Genomic DNA, 17,726 nt, shown 5'->3' with positions numbered 1-17,726 from the left:
ATAATAAAATACTATCATCATATCGCAAACATCATTAAAAAAAGGAGCAGAAATGGAAGAAATAAGCAGCAGCAATCAAAGTCAAGAATTGAACCGCGGTCTAAGTGACCGACATATACAAATGATTGCCTTAGGAGGAGCCATCGGCGTAGGGCTTTTTTATGGCTCGGCTTCAACGATACAAATGGCAGGGCCGGCAATTACATTGTCATATATATTCGGGGGATTTATTATATTCATTATCATGCGGGCGCTCGGAGAAATGGCTGTTGCTAATCCGTTATCCGGTTCGTTTAGCGCGTATGCTTATCGCTATGTTGGTCCTTTTGCCGGTTTTTTAACGGGATGGAACTACTGGTTTCTGTGGATAGTTGTAGGTATGGCAGATCTTACGGCGATAGGTGTTTATATCAACTATTGGTTTCCGGGGATTCCACACTGGGTTTCGGCATTAGTCGCTTTGCTTTTGATGGCAGCCGTAAATTTAGCGAACGTAAAAGCGTTTGGCGAGTTCGAATTCTGGTTTGCCGCAATTAAAATTGTTGCAATTTTGGGTATGATAGCCTCCGGACTATTTATTATCCTCGGTGTGGGACAGGGTCAGCCTTTGGGTTTAAGCAACTATTGGACTCATGGCGGATTTTTACCCAACGGATTGTCCGGTTGGGCGCTGTCGTTAGTTATGGTTATGTTTTCTTTCGGTGGGGTTGAACTGATTGGGATTACCGCCGGTGAAGCGAAAAATCCCCAAAGCACAATTCCAAAAGCCATTAATAACGTTTTTTGGCGGGTTCTTATTTTTTACGTCGGTGCTATCGGGGTTATGATCGCGATCTATCCCTGGAATGAAATTGGAACTCAAGGAAGTCCTTTTGTTTTGATTTTTGATCGGATTGGAATTCCAGCTGCCGCCTCCATCATCAATATTGTGGTTATCACTGCTTCCTTGTCGGCGTTTAACAGCGGTCTCTTCAGCACCGGACGCATGCTGTATAATTTAGCTCATCAGCAGAGCGCTCCCAAGGCGTTTGGACGATTAAGTCCAACGGGGGTACCTCGCAATGGAATTCTTTTCTCTACCTCAATCATTCTCATTGCGGTTGTTCTGAATTATTTCTTACCGAGCCGCGCTTTTATAATTTTATCGGCAATTACAACCTTTTCGATGGTGATTACCTGGACCGGTATTTTATTAACCCAAAGAAAATTTAGAAGGTCCTTGAGCAGTGAACAAGTTGAACAGCTTGCATTTAAGATGCCGGCAAGTAAATTTCTTTCATCGTTTGCCCTTCTTTTTATGGTTGTGATGCTCGTTTTAATGTCATTTATTCCGGATATGCGATTTGCTCTTTTGGTCGGACCGTTTTGGATTCTATTGTTATATTTCGGTTATCGTTTTAAGCTCAAATATCGCAATTCTGATTTTTAGATTAAAGAGGAATTTACTTTGTTCAGGTCGAAAGAATAGAAGAAAGTATATAAGAAATAAAATAGTTCGAATGTCACAATGAAATTATATTTTAGTAAAATACTTTAAACATAGAAAGAAAAATAGAATCCGGTAGTAAAGATGCCCGATTTTATGAATAGAATATAAGGAACAGGTCTACGTTAAATATTTAATTTCTCGGAAGAGGCGATAGAGTATGTATGATTCATGGATAAGCATAATCATTGGCCTTGGCTTGATCTTAGGATTTTACTATATACGTAGATTCCGCGGTTCTAACAAGAGTAATGCCCGGAAAATAAATTCAAATAAAGCAGGTATAAAAAGGCCGCTAAAGAAGGAATATCGTACAAAACTCAGAAATCATTCTCGTTCAGAAAATAATCCAGCTCCATCGCTTAAACCTAAATATGTTCCTAAAACCGCATCTGTGTTGCTTCACCCTTACAGTCTTGAACAGGCTAAACTCCATTATTTAGCGAATGCCGGCACTTTTCAGGGCCTCTATGAAAAGCTTTATCAGGCCAGTCAAGGTAACATGTCCGAAGAAGATCAATTAAATTTAGTTCATACTTTGGAAAGCAGGCTTTATACCATTCATTCTGAACATTTAGAGTTGGTTTGGAGAAGTTGTGTTCGTACTGAGAATGTATTCCGAGTTTGGCTTAAATACTTAAAAAGCTGGGGTCTGCAACGTTCTGTTGAATCAGGGCGGATCGGCTGGAGTTTGAATGGAGATGTGCTCGAGCAAAGTTCTCAGGAAAGCAAAAAGAGCATTTAGAAATCGTGAAAGGCTAAATAGAATATAATGGAAGAAGAATATAATGAAAAAGAAGAGGAGATAACTCATAATTTATTAAGCAGGGATTTTATATTGCTTCTGTTTTTAAACTTTATTATGTTTATGGGTTTTCAAATCCTTATGCCGGTTCTACCCACTTACGCTCGTTATTTAGGAGGAAGCGAATCAAAAGTGGGTTTTATTGTCGGAATATTTTCGTTCTCGGCAATACTCATCCGTCCGTTTATTGGCAGAGCACTCGATATTTTTGGCCGTAAAAGAATATTTATTATTGGTTTTCTTGCTTTTTCCTTGTTTTCTCTTTCGTATATGGCCGCGTCGACTGTGTTGTTTCTCTTATTTTTGCGCTTTTTTCATGGGTTTTGCTGGGGGACAACAAGTACAACCGCTAATACGGTAGCGTCGGATATTATTCCCTATAAGCGTTTGGGGGAGGGTATGGGCTACTTCGGCTTGGCCTCAACCCTGGCAATGGCGATTGGACCGGCTTTAGGGCTTTACTTGATCCAAGAATCCCAATATGGGTTTAAGGGAGTCTTTATTTTTTCGGCTGCTGCCTTTATTATAGCTTTGATATTAAGTCTGGGAATCCGTTATCCTACCGTAAAACCACTCTCGGGGAAAAAGGCCCTATTTGAGAGAAAAGCCTTAAAGTCAGCTGTTATCGTTTCCTTGCTTACGATGCCATATGGTTCTGTTGTGACATTTATTGCCCTATATGCTCAGGAACAGGGAATAGAAAACATAGGATTGTATTTTACAGTGTATGCGCTGGCACTCATGGTTTCACGTCCGCTATTTGGCCGTTTAAGCGACCGGAAAGGTTTCGGTATTGCCATAGTACCCGGACTTTTAGGTGTGATGATCGCCCTGTTTCTTCTTTCGCGGGCGAATACCCTTATGCTTTTTCTGCTGGCCGGAATAGTCTATGGGGTGTCCTTCGGTGCGGCAATGCCGGCTCTGCAAGCTATGTCAGTCCAAAAAGTTCCACCCAACCGTAGAGGTGCGGCCAGTGCAACCTATTCCACCGGCTTTGATTTCGGCATTGGGTTAGGGTCTATAATTCTCGGAGCGGTTGCCCAATTTGTCGGGTATAGTGGCATGTATCTCACAGGGATTATTCCTTTAGTCCTAGCCTTGATTATATTTTTTATTCCCGGTGAAAGAAAAAGGGAGAGTAGTAGATAAAGGATAGTAGTAGATAATCAAATATGAATTTGAAGGCACACCCGATTTAAAGCAGGGTGTGCCTATTACTTTTGAATTTCTTGCATTGATCGATAAATGATCATCGTATATAATTACGTTTAGAACTTATCCTATTTTGTAATTACTCCTTAATGTCTGAAGCAGATTCTAACAAAAGCACACTCTCTTCGTTGGGTAACGTTTGAACAGTTTTTAATTTTCGTTGAATAGTTCGCGACTTTTTAGCAGCAGTTTCAATGCTGTTGCTTGCTTCTTGGAGTTTTTTCTGCGTCTTTTCTAGAATTTCAACGAACTTGCCAAATTCAGTTTTTACTGCACCGAGTAGATTCCAGACTTCACTGGAATGTTTTTCGATGGCAAGAGTCCTAAAGCCCATTTGTAAACTATTAAGGAGGGCGGCCAGCGTAGTGGGCCCGGTGATTATTACCTTAAGATCACGTTGTATTTGATCAAAAAGCCCCGGCCGACGGAGAACTTCAGCATAAAGCCCTTCAATAGGGAGAAAGAGAATCCCGAAGTCTGTTGTGTAGGGGGGATCAATGTATTTGGTATGAATGGATTTGGCCTCCGCTTTGATTCGGTTTTCCAGCGCTTTACCGGTTTCCTCAATTAAAGGGAGGTCTGCTTGATCTTGGGCATCTATAAGACGTTCATAGTCCTCCAGCGGGAATTTCGCATCAATGGGTAACCAGACTATACTGTCATTGCTGTCTTTAGCGGGGATTCTAATGGCAAATTCAACACGATCATTGCTCCCATGTTTAGTGGCAACGTTCAAGGCATACTGTTCGGGAGTCAGAACCTGCTCAAGAAGATTGCCAAGCTCGACTTCTCCCCAAATCCCGCGCGTTTTAACATTAGTCAAGACTTTTTTCAGATCTCCAACTCCGGAGGCAAGGGTTCGCATCTCACCAAGTCCTTTATAAACCATTTCCAGACGTTCGCTGACCAGTTTAAAGGATTCACCAAGCCGCTGTTCTAAGGTTGAAGTGAGTTTTTCATCGACAGTTATACGCATTTGTTCAAGCTTTTGGGCATTGTCCTGTTGAAGATGCTGAAGTTGGTTTTCCACCGTTTTGCGCAGAAGTTCGACTTTTTGTTCTGTGGTTTGAGTTAAATGATTCATCTGTCCGGAGAAAATATCCAACTGATTGCGTTGGAGTTTGGAGATTTCAGCCATCTGTACTAAAACTGAATCATTGAAGCGTTGAAGTGATTGATTTTGTTCCTCACGGGTCAGACGGGCGTTATTACTCGTTTCTTCACGATTGCGCGCTATTTCTTGCAGGAGAGCCGAACTTTGATTCTGTAGGTTCTTCTCTAAGTATTGAAGCCGATTTTCCAATGAAGTAAGATTGAGATGCCTTATCTGATTCAAGACAATAAGTAAAAGGATAATGACTAAAACGGCAAACCCGTTTAAGACGATAATCAAGGTTTCTGTCATGATGTCCCTCCATATGATTGGTATTTTATAGACGTGTTTCTTTTACTTTATCATATAATAACGACAATTTTTCGTACTTTATTATTTTCTCTATCCTTAATCTTGAAGTCTGACTAATATTGACTATAATAATATATTAATACGATTTAATACGATACCTTAATTTAGAAGCGGACAATTTCAGGAGGCAAACGAAATGAGTACACCAGAAACAAAGGAATTTCAAACTGAAATCCAGCAATTGTTGGATATTGTGATTAACTCACTTTACACTGACAAAGAGATTTTTTTAAGAGAGCTTATTTCCAATGCATCGGATGCAATGGAGAAACTTCATTTCCAACAGATTTCCGGTCAAGATATCAAGGACAAGGATATTCCCTTAGAAATTAAAATTACCACTAATCTAGATGAGCACACCCTGACGATCACCGATGCGGGTATTGGAATGACAAAGGAAGAATTAACCGAAAATCTCGGAACGATTGCCCATTCCGGATCTAAGGCTTTTGTTCAAAATTTAGCAGAAGCAGGGGATAAAAAAGATTTAAATCTGATTGGCCAATTTGGGGTTGGTTTTTATTCCGCTTTTATGGTTGCTGAAAAGGTAACCCTGTACACGCGTTCCTACCATCCGGAAGGTTTGAGCTATATCTGGGAATCGGATGGGAAGGGAAGCTATACTATTGAGGAAACAGAAGAGTTACCGCGTGGAACCCGAATCGTTCTCCACTTAAAAAAAGAGGAAGAAGATTATGCTAAACCGGAGAATGTAAAACGGGTGATTAAGCAATACTCGAGCTTTGTTCCTTATCCTGTAAGTGTCGATGGGGAGAATGTTAATACAGTTCAGGCCCTTTGGACTAAAAATAAGAATGAAATCACGGACGAGGAATATAACGAATTCTATAAGTTTATCGCCAATGCTTATGATGAACCCCTTTTTCGTCTCCATTTTTCTTCCGATGCTCCGATCAATATTAATTCGCTTTTATTTGTACCTAAGAATAATATTGAAAAGCTCGGATTTGGGCGAATGGAACCCAGTATAAATCTGTATTGTAAAAAAGTCCTCATTCAGTCTCAAGCAAAAGATATCCTCCCTGAATGGCTGCGCTTTGTACAGGGTGTCGTCGACAGCGAGGAACTCCCCTTAAATATCTCTCGTGAGACGATGCAGGATAGCGCTTTAGTAGCGAAGTTAAATAAGGTAGTCACCACTCGTTTTCTTAAATTTCTTGAGGAACAAGCGAAGAATGACTCCGAAAAATACAAGGAATTTTGGAAGGAATTCGGAATCTTCCTTAAAGAAGGCGCAGCAAATGATTTCACGCATCGGGATCAACTGATGAAGCTCCTGCGATTTGAGTCTTCTTCACAAACAGAAGATAATAACCTGCTTTCTTTGTCGGATTATGTAAGCCGAATGAAAGAAGGACAAGAAGCAATCTATTATGTCAATGGCCCGAGTCGTGAAGTCATTGAAGCAGGTCCTTATCTCGAAGTTTTCAGAGATAAAGGTTATGAAGTGATTTATACTCATGATTCAATTGATGATTATATACTAATGACGGTCGGGGAATACGAGGGTAAAAAGCTGATTTCTGCCGATCAAGCAGACCTCGATTTAACGCGTGACGATAAAGAAGAGGATGGAACCGAAGGCCTGGAAGGGGACGAACTTAAAACGTTCATGGACTGGTTAAAAGAACGGCTTGGAACGAAAGTTACAGAAATTCGTGAATCAAAACGTCTGATTGACAGCCCAGCCCTTATTCTTAGCCCGTATGGAACACATAGTATGCAGCGAATGATGCAATTAATGAATCGGGATTTACAGGATGTTCCCGCCGGTATCCTCGAAATCAATCCTAAACATACATTGATTCTGCGCCTTAATGAGCTGCGCAAGCAAGAGGATTCTTTTGCTCAGGTTGCGGTGGATCAACTTTTTGCAAATGCTCAAATTGCCGCCGGAATTATTGTAGATCCGCGTGGCATGGTTAACCGTCTCAATGAGATTTTGGAAAAAGCCTTAGGGTAATTTAATCGATATTAGTTAAGCCGGTACTTCTTGTATTATAGGAGGTACCGGCTTTTCATTAATCTATATTAAATATGAAGAAGAGCTATTGGTCTGGGGAATAGATCTACCGCATATGTTTTCTTAAGAATATGCCTTAGGAAAGCAAGGGGAAGGTTATTGAATAAATTTGAACATCCCGATACGGGATTAGATACTATTTATTCTGTGCCGGACTGGGAAACCTTAGAACTTTCCAGGCTGGCAATCAAGCGGCTGCAACGTAAACCGATACAGTGGTTTAAACAGAAATTAAGCTGGACAGAGCCGTATTTCAGCGAAAAACGGTGTGAGAATTTAGATATGATTGCTACTTATTGTCCGTATCATTTCAATGGAACTGAGTACGGTTTATATATATATTTGAGCTATTTTGCTGCCTTCCTGCTTAATATTTTAGAAACTACGAAACTCCCAATTGCTCAAGCACATCCGTTTGCTTTAGAATGTATTCAATCCCATGGCGCCTTTCATTATCTTATGGAATGTTTTGTCGAACGCAGTGCACATGCTCGGAAACACAAGAATTCAGAATTACAGTATTCCTATTACAGAAATTATAAACGGGATAAGTATTGTCAATTCTGGGGAACAGTTGAATGCTTTGAAGAAACTCTAGCGAATGCTTATGCTTTTCAAAATCATCCGGAATGGGATGATTCAAAGATTATATATTTACGACAATTTTATCAGCGGCAACGAGAGGGTTATTCACAGGCAGCCTTCTTAGATGAGATGAGTTTATCGGTGCTGTATTATCTGCTTGAGCGTCAGCTTGGACTACAAGATGTCTTCTGTTATTCTAACGCCTTGCAACAATGGATAAAGCAAAATACACCGTTTAGGTCAGAAACGCTTCCTGTTTTTCTTGTAAACGATGGGTTACAAGATTCGGAGTTGGAGACTGTTTTAGAACTGTTTTTTCCCTCATGTATTGAATTCTTAGATTTTTAATTTTATAAATCTTATAAATTGATTATTACTTTATTGTTATAATTGTTTATGTAGTATATAATTAACCCCGTAAAGGGGTGAAAAAGACATGCAAAAATTCTATGAAACCCAAGTTATGCTGCATATGATCGGTCAAAAATTTGAACGCTGTTTGCAGGCTAAGGATGGATCTATTTCCCTCCATCAGTTTCATTTTCTTAATTATATTGAGCGAAGTAATAGCTGTACCCCTTCGGAAATTGCAAAACATTTTGGGGTTACCTTGGGGGCGGTAACCGGCTTTGTGGATCGGTTATTTAAACAAAACTTGATTACGCGGGAGCGAAGTGAAGAGGATCGTCGGTTGGTTGTGATCCAACTGTCTGAGGAAGGTCGTAAGCAGTTAAATCTCTTAAATGAAAGAATGCTTGATGTTTATCATAAAATGGAAGAACAGTTAGGAGAAGATGAAATAGAAGTCTTTAATCGGCACCTTGCCCGAATCCTACGGGTTTTAACAGAGCTGGAAGATAACGTAACCTGAAAAATAATATATAAATAATTAGCTACAGAGGGGATTGTTAGATACATGGATAAAAAATATATTCGCCCGATGATTATCATCGTTTTAGTCCAATTCTTTGTCATGGTTGGATTTGGGATTGTAATTCCCATTCTGCCTTATCTTGTTCAGGATCTGGGGGGAAATGCATTCTCCCTTGGACTTTTTATGTCCGCTTATTCGATTATGCAGTTTTTCTTTGCTCCTTTTTGGGGGCGTCTTTCTGACCGTATCGGACGCAGACCTGTATTGATGATTGGTATAAGCGGATACGGATTGACGTTTATCCTATTCGGTTTTATCCATAATCTATGGCTTTTGATTGCAGTTCGCGCATTATCCGGAGTTGTTTCATCCGCAACACTGCCGACTTCGATGGCCTATTTAGCGGATATCACAGAAGGGGCGGATCGCTCGAAGAGCATGGGAATGATTGGCGCAGCGATGGGTCTTGGCATGGTATTCGGTCCGGCAATAGGGGGCTGGTTAGGACATTCCAGTTTTTCAACCCCATTTTTTGTTGCCGGGATTTTAGCTCTGGCTATTCTTCCTTTTGCTTTGGCCTTTTTACCGGAGACCTTAAAACAATCAAGCACCCCAACTGATAAGAAGATCCCCCATCTCGGTTTGGAAATAACTAAGGATACTCTCTTTCCGTTATATGTTTTTAACTTTATCAATAGTTTTACCATGGCCATGTTTGAAACCACATTTGCAATGCTGGCAGCAGTTAAAGTAGGGTTCGGTCCGAAAGAGATGGGAACAACGTTTGCTATCCTTGGTATAGTTGGGGTTATTGTTCAAGGGGGCTTAATCGGCAGATTGGTAAAACGCGTAGGAGATGCGAAACTTGTCAAAGCAGGAGTATTTTTCTGCGCTTTCGGTTTGATCTTTATCCTTTTGGCACCGAATATTATAACTTTAGTTCTCGCAACTGTTATTTTTATGGTTGGGAATTCTCTAATAACCCCTACCAGTTCTGCTCTTGTGACGAAACAGTCCATTCGGAGTCAGGGGGCTTCACTCGGAATATTTCAATCCTTTGCAAGCTTGGGGCGAATTTTGGGACCGGTTATTGGTGGAGCCCTATTTGGTCTAGCGGTCCAATTACCCTATGTGATCGGTGCTATTCTTCTATTGAGTACAGTTCTAATCGTTGGAAGAAGATTGGACAGCTACGAGGTGGGATAGTTCAATAATTTTAAGAACAACTTCGACTCCTTTTTCAAGGGCAAAGGTCGGAATGAATTCATACTTGCCATGCGCGTTATGCCCACCTGTAAACAGGTTTGGCGTCGGTAAGCCCATATACGACAGCCTGGCTCCGTCCGTTCCGCCGCGAATCGGTGAAATTTTGGGTTCTACGCCGACTTCTTCCATGGCTTGTTGAGCAATTTTCACAATATGCATGACAGGTTCTATTTTCTCGCGCATATTTTGGTATTGATCCGTGATTTCTAATGTAAAGCACTTTTCCCCGTGTTTTTCTTGCAACCGGTTAAGAACTTTTTTCATGAGTTCTTTACGGCGTTCTAAACCTTGACGTTCAAAGTCACGAAGAATGTATTCGATCTTAGTTTCCTCGACATCTCCATGGATGCTGCCTAAGTGGTAAAACCCTTGATAACCTTCGGTATGTGCGGGGGTTTCTTCGGGCGGGAGAAGGGATATAAACTCTTGAGCCAATAGCAGGGAATTTATCATTTTTCCCTTTGCACTGCCGGGGTGTACATTGCGGCCGTGAACTTTGACAACCGCTTTGGCCGCGTTGAAATTTTCATATTCCAATTCACCGATAGGTCCCCCGTCAACCGTATAGGCAAAGTCTGCCCCGAATCCATTTACGTCAAAATGATCTGCCCCGCGGCCGATCTCTTCATCAGGGGTAAAGCCAATACAGATTTTGCCGTGCGGAATTGCCGGGTGTTCTTGTAAATAGCTGAGTGCCGCCATGATTATGGCTATACCAGCCTTATCATCCGCGCCCAACAGGGTTGTTCCATCTGTTGTTATCAGATCATGACCCATATAGGTTTTGAGTTCCGGAAAATCGATTGGTGATAGGATAATATTTTCAGCGGGATTTAAGATAATATCACCGCCGGAGTAGTTTTTAATGATCTGGGGTAAGACATGGCTGCCTGATAGATCAGGACTTGTATCCATATGAGCAATAAAACCGATTGAAGGTACGTTTGAGTTGGTATTTGAGGGAAGAAACGCATAAACATATCCTTTATTATCCTGTTTTATGCTCGCTAGTTCCAAATCTTTGAGTTCTTCAACTAATACTTTACCCAATGAAAACTGACATGAAGTGCTTGGGATAGAGGTTGATTCTTCATTGGATTGTGTATTTATCTGTACATATTTGAGAAATCGTTCAATGACTGTCATGGTCTTCCTCCGTTTTCTTTTTATTAATAGTTTGACACAATTCCTGAGAAATGTACAATAAAGTGAAAAAAATTTGTAATATATTAATAATAATTCTTTAAAAAAACGAGTGATAATTAAGATCAAATAAGGTATAATGTTCTATATTAACTTTGTAATTATTCTAAATAAATCGCATCATAGGAAATTGAGTCACACCAGGACTGGCTTACCAGAGAGGCGATGGGTAATGATAAAAAAGTATCGGCTAAAACCGCTTTCCAAATTTAAGCAGGGGAAATTTAGTCAATTACAAATTGCGGCTTTAGAAGCAGCTGCAAATTCAATCGTGATAACAGATGCTCAAGGCCGTGTTATATGGGCAAATTCAGCTTTCACTACTTTAACAGGTTATAATTTGACAGAGATATTTGGTAAAAACCCGCGGTTCTTAAAATCCAATATGCATCCACCGGAGTTTTATCAAGATCTTTGGTTAACGATTAAAGCCGATAAAGTTTGGCACGGTGAAATTGTTAACCGGAAAAAAGACGGAACCCTTTATACCGAAGAGATGACGATTACCCCGGTTTATTTTGAACCGGAAAAGAAATCTTACTACATTGCGGTCAAACAAGATGTAACCCAAAAACTTAAGGATATCGAAGAGCTGCGTATGGCTGCCAAAATCTTTGAGAACACCTTAGAGGGTGTATTAGTGACAGATTCTAGGGGTAATATTATCTTTGCGAATCAATCCTTCGAAGAAATCACGGGTTACAAAACTGAAGAAGTATTAGGAAAAAATCCAAAGATTTTAAGTTCCGGCAAACATGATCAAGAATTTTATCGCACAATGTGGAATTCTCTTCTTGAAAAAGGGGGGTGGCAGGGGGAAATCTGGAATCGCCGAAGAAATGGTGCAATTTATCCGGAATGGCTTACCATCTGTGCCATCAAGGATGATCGTGGGGAAACGGTTCAATATGCAGCTATTTTAAGTGATTTAACCACACGCAAAGAAAACGAAGAACGGATTAAACATCTGGCTTATCATGATGCGCTGACTGATCTTCCGAATCGATATCTTTTTCTTGATCGGTTGAAGATTGCTTTAGCTCATGCAGCGCGGCATGAAAATACATTGGCTGTTCTCTATTTGGATTTAGATCGTTTTAAAGATGTTAATGATACTTTAGGACATACTGCAGGTGATCAGCTCTTACAAGAGGTGGGAAAGCGAATTGCTTCGTGTATTCGCGAAGAAGATACTGTTGCAAGAATGGGAGGAGACGAATTCACGGTACTTCTGCCCAATATCCATATTGAGGATGCCAAAGATGTAGCACAGCGGATTCTTAACGTTATCCGGATGCCCATTCTCTTAGAAGGCCATGAACTGTATTTATCTTCAAGCGTGGGGATTGCAATCGCTTCTGATAAAAGAGTGGATGCGCAAACAATTTTACGCTATGCTGATTTGGCTATGTATAAGGCAAAGGAAAATGGAAAAAACCGCTATTGGATTTATGAGTCGAATATGGGTATTCAAGCCCGAAATCGCTTAACTCTGGAACAAAGTTTGAGAAAAGCGCTTGAACGTAATGAATTTGTACTTTTTTATCAGCCTCAGGTTGATGTGGCCAGGGGCAGTCTGCTAGGAATAGAAGCCTTGATACGCTGGAATCATCCTGATGCAGGCTTAATACCACCTATGAAGTTTATTCCCATTGCTGAAGAAACGGGCCTGATTATCCCTATCGGCGAATGGGTTTTGCGTACAGCTATAGCCCAAAATGTAACTTGGCAAAAAGAAGGCTATTTACCGCTTCGAATTGCCGTTAACCTATCGGCACGTCAGTTTGAAGAAGAAAATCTTGTTGAGCAAATAAAAACGATCCTCCAAGAAGAAGGGATGGAGGGACGTTGGCTAGAACTCGAGATAACCGAAAGTGTGGCCATGCATAATGTTGAGCAGACTTGCCGGGTTTTAGAGCAGTTAAAGGAATTAGGTGCCCATATCGCTATTGATGACTTTGGAATCGGTTATTCTTCTTTAAATTATTTGAAACGTTTTCCCATTGATACTTTAAAGGTTGATCAAAGCTTTATTCGTGATAGTCAAAATAATTCTGAAAATGAAGTGATTGTTTCGACGATCCTTGAATTAGCTCGCGAGCTTAACTTTTCTTCAATTGCGGAAGGCGTGGAAACAGAAGCCCAGCTTGAATTTCTGAGAAAGAAAGAATGCTATGGAATTCAAGGGTATTTGATATCCCGCCCGGTGCCTGCTCAGGACATGAAAATTCTCCTTAATATGGCCCATCAAAAGCAAAATTCAAATCCGGTTACAAGTGAATAAATGGGTTTATATAGGGACTGTTGTAGAATGATTACAACAGTCCCTATTTTTCCTAATTATATTGAAAATTCATTTTCATATTCTCGCAGGGTTTGGCCAAAATTCTGCTGAAAGCTTTTCTCAACTCCAAGTGCAGGCACTTGTCCGAGAAAGATTTGAAAATGTGCAAGACCATACTTATCAATCAATTGCTCTGTGGCTAAATATCCTTGAAATTCAACATTATAGGAAGCCGTAAATAGTCCTTGATCAATTTTACTTAAGGGGAGAAGGTTCCCATTTTGAGCGATCTTCTTTAGACTTGCAGTTTGGAGTTTAATTTCTAACTGGGTTTGCTTAGGACTTATTTTTGCTTGAGCAGCAAGACCATTATGCCAGCTAATTCCTTCATTCAGCCATAGCGGAAGGTCGTTTCCGATCCCGGCCTGATTAAAGCAGACGTGGTTAAGCTCATGAGTGAGGATATTGGCGAGTTCCGCATTACCTTTAAGGTTAAATAATGGAACCCAGATTGATGAGTTAACAGTGATTCCTCCTGTTTGTTCCACAATGGCGGCAGTCTCTTGCTCTGAGAGACCTGCTTTCAGAAGTGCATTGCCATACATTTCCGGACTGGTATAGAAAACAACTTCGGTCATCTTTTTCGGATTAAGATCAATATTGTGTTGAAGTATGGGCAGAGCGTAGTCCATAATTAAGGAGCTTGCCGATTTTAGGGATTCTTCGGTTACGCCGCTGTCCCCGGCATAGAGTGTAAGTTTAGGATTGACTTCCAGCTTTAGAGACGAAGAACTGATAGAAGGCAAGGCGTTAATCCGGTGCTGCAGATGGTATTCCAGCAGCCTCATTGATTTTTCTAAGGCAGGGTTATCACTGCTTAGGCCTGAAACAACTTGCAGTGTGGTTCCCAATGTCGTTTGCTTAGCTTCGTCCCACTTCCGATCTAAGCCGTTTTCGTTGATTAAGTCTTCAACCCAATTTGTAGCTTCTTGAACAGGTTCACTTTGATAAATCCTCTTCAATTCAGTTTGCATTTGCGAAGAGTAGGTAAAAGTTATGAAACATAACAGAAAAAGAACAAGAATTTTTTTCATCGGTTTTAGCTCCAGTTCTTTTAGTAGATTATCACTAATTTTAACACTTTTAGATGGAGGGGCCAAAGGGAATATTAGGTTAAGTTAGCTTAATCTATGATATAATTAAAGCTTAAAAAGAGTGGGACAAGGAGAAGCAGAGGATGAATCTTTTAACTGCAGAGAACTTGACGAAAAGTTATGGCACAAAAGTCCTTTTCAGCAAAATTTCCTTTGGTATTCAAGATAGAGATAAGATCGGAATAATCGGTGTCAATGGTACCGGGAAATCGACATTGATGAAAATTTTAGGGGGGTTGGAGACTTCTGAAGAGGGAAAAGTCGTTAAGGGCAATGATGTGCGCTTAGAGTATCTGCCCCAGGACCCCGATTTTCAGGCAGACGTAACCGTATTGGAACAGGTTTTTCGGGGAAATTCTCCTCTTATGCAATTGTTAAGGAATTATGAACGGGCACTCGAAAAATTAAACCGAGATCCGCAAAATCCCGTATACCAAAAGAAACTGCTTGATCTGGGACAAATGATGGATGTTGAAAATGCCTGGCAATTGGAGAGCGAAGCGAAAACGATTTTGACGAGGCTTGGAATCTTGGAATTTGATACGCCTATGGGCTGCCTGTCCGGGGGGCAGCGCAAACGTGTTGCTTTGGCCGGTGCGTTGATCAATCCTTCCGATCTGCTGATTATGGATGAGCCAACGAACCATATCGACAATGAAACGGTGGCCTGGCTGGAACAGTACCTAAATAACCGTAAAGGCGCATTGATCATGATTACTCATGATCGCTATTTTCTGGATCGTGTGACAAATCAGATTTTTGAACTTGATCGAGGCAAACTTTATCCCTATCCGGGTAATTATACCCGTTATTTAGAGCTTAAAGCAGAACGCGAAGAGCTGGAGGAAACCTTGGAGCGTAAACGGCAGAACCGTTATCGCCATGAGCTCGCTTGGATTCGGCGGGGAGCTCAGGCCAGGTCCACCAAGCAAAAGGCACGCATTGAACGTTTTAATGCATTGGCCGCTGATAAGCCCTTAGAGGCTGTAGGGAAGGTTGAGATAACAGCAGGGGCGAGCCGCTTAGGAAAGAAAGTGTTAGAGTGCCGTCATCTTCATCACGAATTTCCCGATCGGGGAACCGTTATCGAAGATTTTAGTTATATTCTTGCCAGAAATGACAGGATTGGCATCATTGGACCGAATGGAAGAGGAAAATCAACGCTATTAAATCTTTTGGCAGGCCGCTTACGACCGACTCAGGGAGAGATCGAATGGGGGCCAACCGTTAAAATCGGCTTTTTTGCCCAGGAAAATACAGAGATGAATCCTCAGCAACGGGTGATCAATTATATCAAGGAAATTGCCGAAGTGCTCCCTTCCGGAGACGGCGGGGTTATTACGGCCTCACAGATGTTAGAACGCTTTTTGTTTCCGCCTTCGCTGCAGTGGAGTGTTATCGGGGATCTTTCGGGCGGTGAAAAACGCAGGCTTTATCTGCTGAGAATTCTCATGGGAGCTCCCAATGTTCTTTTCCTTGATGAGCCTACCAACGACCTTGATATTCAGACTTTGCGCGTTCTCGAAGAATATCTTGAAGAGTTTCCGGGTGCAGTTATGACGGTTTCACATGATCGCTATTTTCTTGACCGGGTCGCGGAGAAAATTTTTGCTTTTGAAGGTCAGGGTAGAATTCGTTCATATGTGGGAAACTACTCCGAATATCAAGAACAAGCAGCCAAAGAAAGACCGGAGGATTCATCCTTGCCTCCAACGGATAATCGTGAAAAATCGTCTCCTTCCAAGGAGTTAAAGCAGCAGCCGCCCAAGGAACGTTCTCTTAAGATGACCTATAAGGAACAGCGTGAATTCGAACAAATTGATGGTTTAATTGCCCAAAAAGAAGAAGAGCTCGCCAAAGTCAATCAGGAAATGAATGCAGCAGGCAGTGATTATGGCAAACTAAGTGAGCTAATAGGTCAACAGCAGCTGTTAGAACAGAAGCTTGATGAACTGATGGAGCGCTGGACGTATTTGAATGAACTGGCAGAACAAATCGCCCGGAGTAAATAAGAGTAAATAAGAGAAAGAAGGATCATAAACGATGGATGATATGGTTGAGCAGATGAAAAAGGTCATTGCCGAAAAGAAGAAAAAGAGTGCCCAACAGGGAATGCCGCAGAAGGCTGATAAAAAGATAGGGGAAAAACGGAAGGGTATAAAGCGATTTAAGCAAGGCGGTATGTTTGATAAATAGCCCGGAGAGTTTGATACGGAAAGGGACTGCGCTGATGAAGATTATTGTGGATGCTGACGCTTGTCCGCAATCTGCGCTGCAGATATGCTTTAAACTGGGATCAAGGTATCAAATCGAAGTGTGGACGGTCGCCGGCTTCGATCATCATATTATTTCCGAACACCATATTACCGTAGGGGATAATTCGCAAGAAGCCGATCTTAAAATTCTTAATGTCACGCAAGCCGGAGACATTATCATTACCCAGGATTTTGGCCTTGCGGCAATGGTGTTAGGTAAAGGCGCCTATGCGATGGGACTCAAGGGAAAGGAGTATCGTTCTGAATCGATTGATTTTCTGCTTGAAGAACGAGAAATTAAAGCGAAGTATCGACGTGCCGGAGGAAGAACAAAGGGACCCAGAAAGAGAACAGAAGAGGATGATCATGCGTTCAGCCAATGTCTTCGCCGCCTTATTGAGGCGGCAATTACGCAGCCAGACCGCTGAAACCGGATTTTTTGAAAGTGTGGTAAATCATATTGAATAACGAAAGATTTCAGAAGCAACTTGAGTTTATTATAGAGATTGATAAACTCAAACAGATATATCGTCAGAATCTTGTCATCGGGACGAGGCGACATGAAAACGATGCAGAGCATTCCTGGCACTTGGCTATGATGGCTATTCTGCTTTCCGAATATGCGGCTGAGCAAAATGTCGATGTTCTCCATGTAGTTAAACTTGTCTTAATCCATGACTTAGTGGAAATAGATGCCGGGGATACGTTTGCTTACGATGAAAAGGGCTATGAGGATAAAGCAGACCGGGAACAAAAAGCGGCAGAACGCATCTTTAATATCCTTCCCCCGGATCAAGCGGAAGAATTGATGAAACTTTGGTGCGAATTTGAAGCAATGGAAACACCGGAAGCAGGCTTTGCGGCGAGCTTGGATCGTTTTCAGCCCTTGCTTTTGAATTATAATACGGGGGGACATACGTGGAAGAAACCCGGGGTTGTCAGTGAAAAGGTTCATAAAAGAATCGAACCCGCGCGGACCAGGGCTCCTCAAATCTGGGAATATGCAACAGATTTAATTGAAACAGCGGTTGCTAAGGGGATGCTCAAGCCATAGTTTATGGGGATAGTTAGAATAAAAAAGAACGAGAATTAG

The 17,726-nt window shown here is 41.4% G+C and carries 15 protein-coding genes; 12 read left to right on the top strand and 3 right to left on the bottom strand.

Features of this window, described 5'->3' with window-relative positions:
* Positions 1–52 precede the first annotated feature (52 nt).
* From VB077_RS10345 to VB077_RS10335, 3 genes are all read left to right on the top strand, one after another.
* The gene (locus VB077_RS10345; protein ID WP_323415158.1) at positions 53–1,429 is read left to right on the top strand and encodes an amino acid permease; all 1,377 of its coding nucleotides are present in this window, start codon (positions 53–55) and stop codon (positions 1,427–1,429) included.
* Between the two features lie 217 nt (positions 1,430–1,646).
* Positions 1,647–2,231, top strand: coding sequence for a hypothetical protein (locus tag VB077_RS10340; RefSeq protein WP_323415157.1), 585 nt, complete (start codon positions 1,647–1,649; stop codon positions 2,229–2,231).
* A gap of 27 nt (positions 2,232–2,258) precedes the next feature.
* Positions 2,259–3,440, top strand: coding sequence for an MFS transporter (locus VB077_RS10335; RefSeq protein WP_323415156.1), 1,182 nt, complete (start codon positions 2,259–2,261; stop codon positions 3,438–3,440).
* 142 nt (positions 3,441–3,582) lie between these two features.
* Here the strand turns inward: VB077_RS10335 and rmuC are convergent, their stop codons facing one another.
* Entirely contained in the window at positions 3,583–4,908 is a 1,326-nt protein-coding gene (gene rmuC, locus VB077_RS10330; RefSeq protein ID WP_323415155.1) for a DNA recombination protein RmuC, read from the bottom strand.
* 196 nt (positions 4,909–5,104) lie between these two features.
* Between rmuC and htpG the strand changes: the two genes are divergently transcribed.
* From htpG to VB077_RS10310, 4 genes are all read left to right on the top strand, one after another.
* Positions 5,105–6,952, top strand: coding sequence for a molecular chaperone HtpG (htpG, locus tag VB077_RS10325; protein ID WP_323415154.1), 1,848 nt, complete (start codon positions 5,105–5,107; stop codon positions 6,950–6,952).
* A 159-nt stretch (positions 6,953–7,111) separates the two neighbouring features.
* On the top strand, positions 7,112–7,945 hold the full coding sequence (locus VB077_RS10320) for a hypothetical protein (protein WP_323415153.1): 834 nt from the start codon (positions 7,112–7,114) through the stop codon (positions 7,943–7,945).
* Between the two features lie 88 nt (positions 7,946–8,033).
* Positions 8,034–8,468 (top strand): MarR family transcriptional regulator, encoded by a 435-nt coding sequence (locus VB077_RS10315; RefSeq protein WP_323415152.1) that lies wholly within the window; start codon positions 8,034–8,036, stop codon positions 8,466–8,468.
* Between the two features lie 45 nt (positions 8,469–8,513).
* Entirely contained in the window at positions 8,514–9,677 is a 1,164-nt protein-coding gene (locus VB077_RS10310) for an MFS transporter (RefSeq protein ID WP_323415151.1), read from the top strand.
* Here VB077_RS10310 and pepT read toward each other — a convergent pair.
* Positions 9,636–10,883: a peptidase T gene (gene pepT, locus VB077_RS10305; RefSeq protein WP_323415150.1), complete on the bottom strand. Its 1,248-nt coding sequence runs from the start codon at positions 10,881–10,883 to the stop codon at positions 9,636–9,638. The genes VB077_RS10310 and pepT overlap by 42 nt on opposite strands.
* A gap of 229 nt (positions 10,884–11,112) precedes the next feature.
* On the opposite strand from pepT, the gene VB077_RS10300 reads away from it, so the two are divergent.
* The gene (locus tag VB077_RS10300; protein ID WP_323415149.1) at positions 11,113–13,224 is read left to right on the top strand and encodes an EAL domain-containing protein; all 2,112 of its coding nucleotides are present in this window, start codon (positions 11,113–11,115) and stop codon (positions 13,222–13,224) included.
* A gap of 56 nt (positions 13,225–13,280) precedes the next feature.
* Here VB077_RS10300 and VB077_RS10295 read toward each other — a convergent pair whose 3' ends face one another.
* Positions 13,281–14,318 carry a hypothetical protein gene (locus VB077_RS10295; RefSeq protein WP_323415148.1) on the bottom strand — a complete coding sequence of 346 codons (1,038 nt, stop codon included), beginning with the start codon at positions 14,316–14,318 and terminating at the stop codon, positions 13,281–13,283.
* Positions 14,319–14,461: 143 nt separating this feature from the next.
* On the opposite strand from VB077_RS10295, the gene VB077_RS10290 reads away from it, so the two are divergent.
* Genes VB077_RS10290 through VB077_RS10275 form a run of 4 tightly spaced genes read left to right on the top strand, consistent with a single transcriptional unit; the run spans position 14,462 to position 17,687 of the window.
* Positions 14,462–16,390, top strand: coding sequence for an ABC-F family ATP-binding cassette domain-containing protein (locus VB077_RS10290; protein ID WP_323415147.1), 1,929 nt, complete (start codon positions 14,462–14,464; stop codon positions 16,388–16,390).
* Positions 16,391–16,421: 31 nt separating this feature from the next.
* The gene (locus VB077_RS10285) at positions 16,422–16,574 is read left to right on the top strand and encodes a hypothetical protein (protein WP_323415146.1); all 153 of its coding nucleotides are present in this window, start codon (positions 16,422–16,424) and stop codon (positions 16,572–16,574) included.
* Positions 16,575–16,608: 34 nt separating this feature from the next.
* The gene (locus VB077_RS10280) at positions 16,609–17,061 is read left to right on the top strand and encodes a YaiI/YqxD family protein (protein WP_323415145.1); all 453 of its coding nucleotides are present in this window, start codon (positions 16,609–16,611) and stop codon (positions 17,059–17,061) included.
* Between the two features lie 32 nt (positions 17,062–17,093).
* Positions 17,094–17,687, top strand: coding sequence for an HD domain-containing protein (locus tag VB077_RS10275; protein WP_323415144.1), 594 nt, complete (start codon positions 17,094–17,096; stop codon positions 17,685–17,687).
* Positions 17,688–17,726: the final 39 nt, after the last annotated feature.

Origin of the sequence: Desulfitobacterium sp. (assembly GCF_034927245.1) — a bacterium.
Classification (GTDB): Bacteria; Bacillota; Desulfitobacteriia; order Desulfitobacteriales; family Desulfitobacteriaceae; genus Desulfitobacterium_A.
The sequence above is the reverse complement of the archived record's forward strand: the minus strand, read 5'-3'. Positions and strand labels throughout refer to the sequence as shown.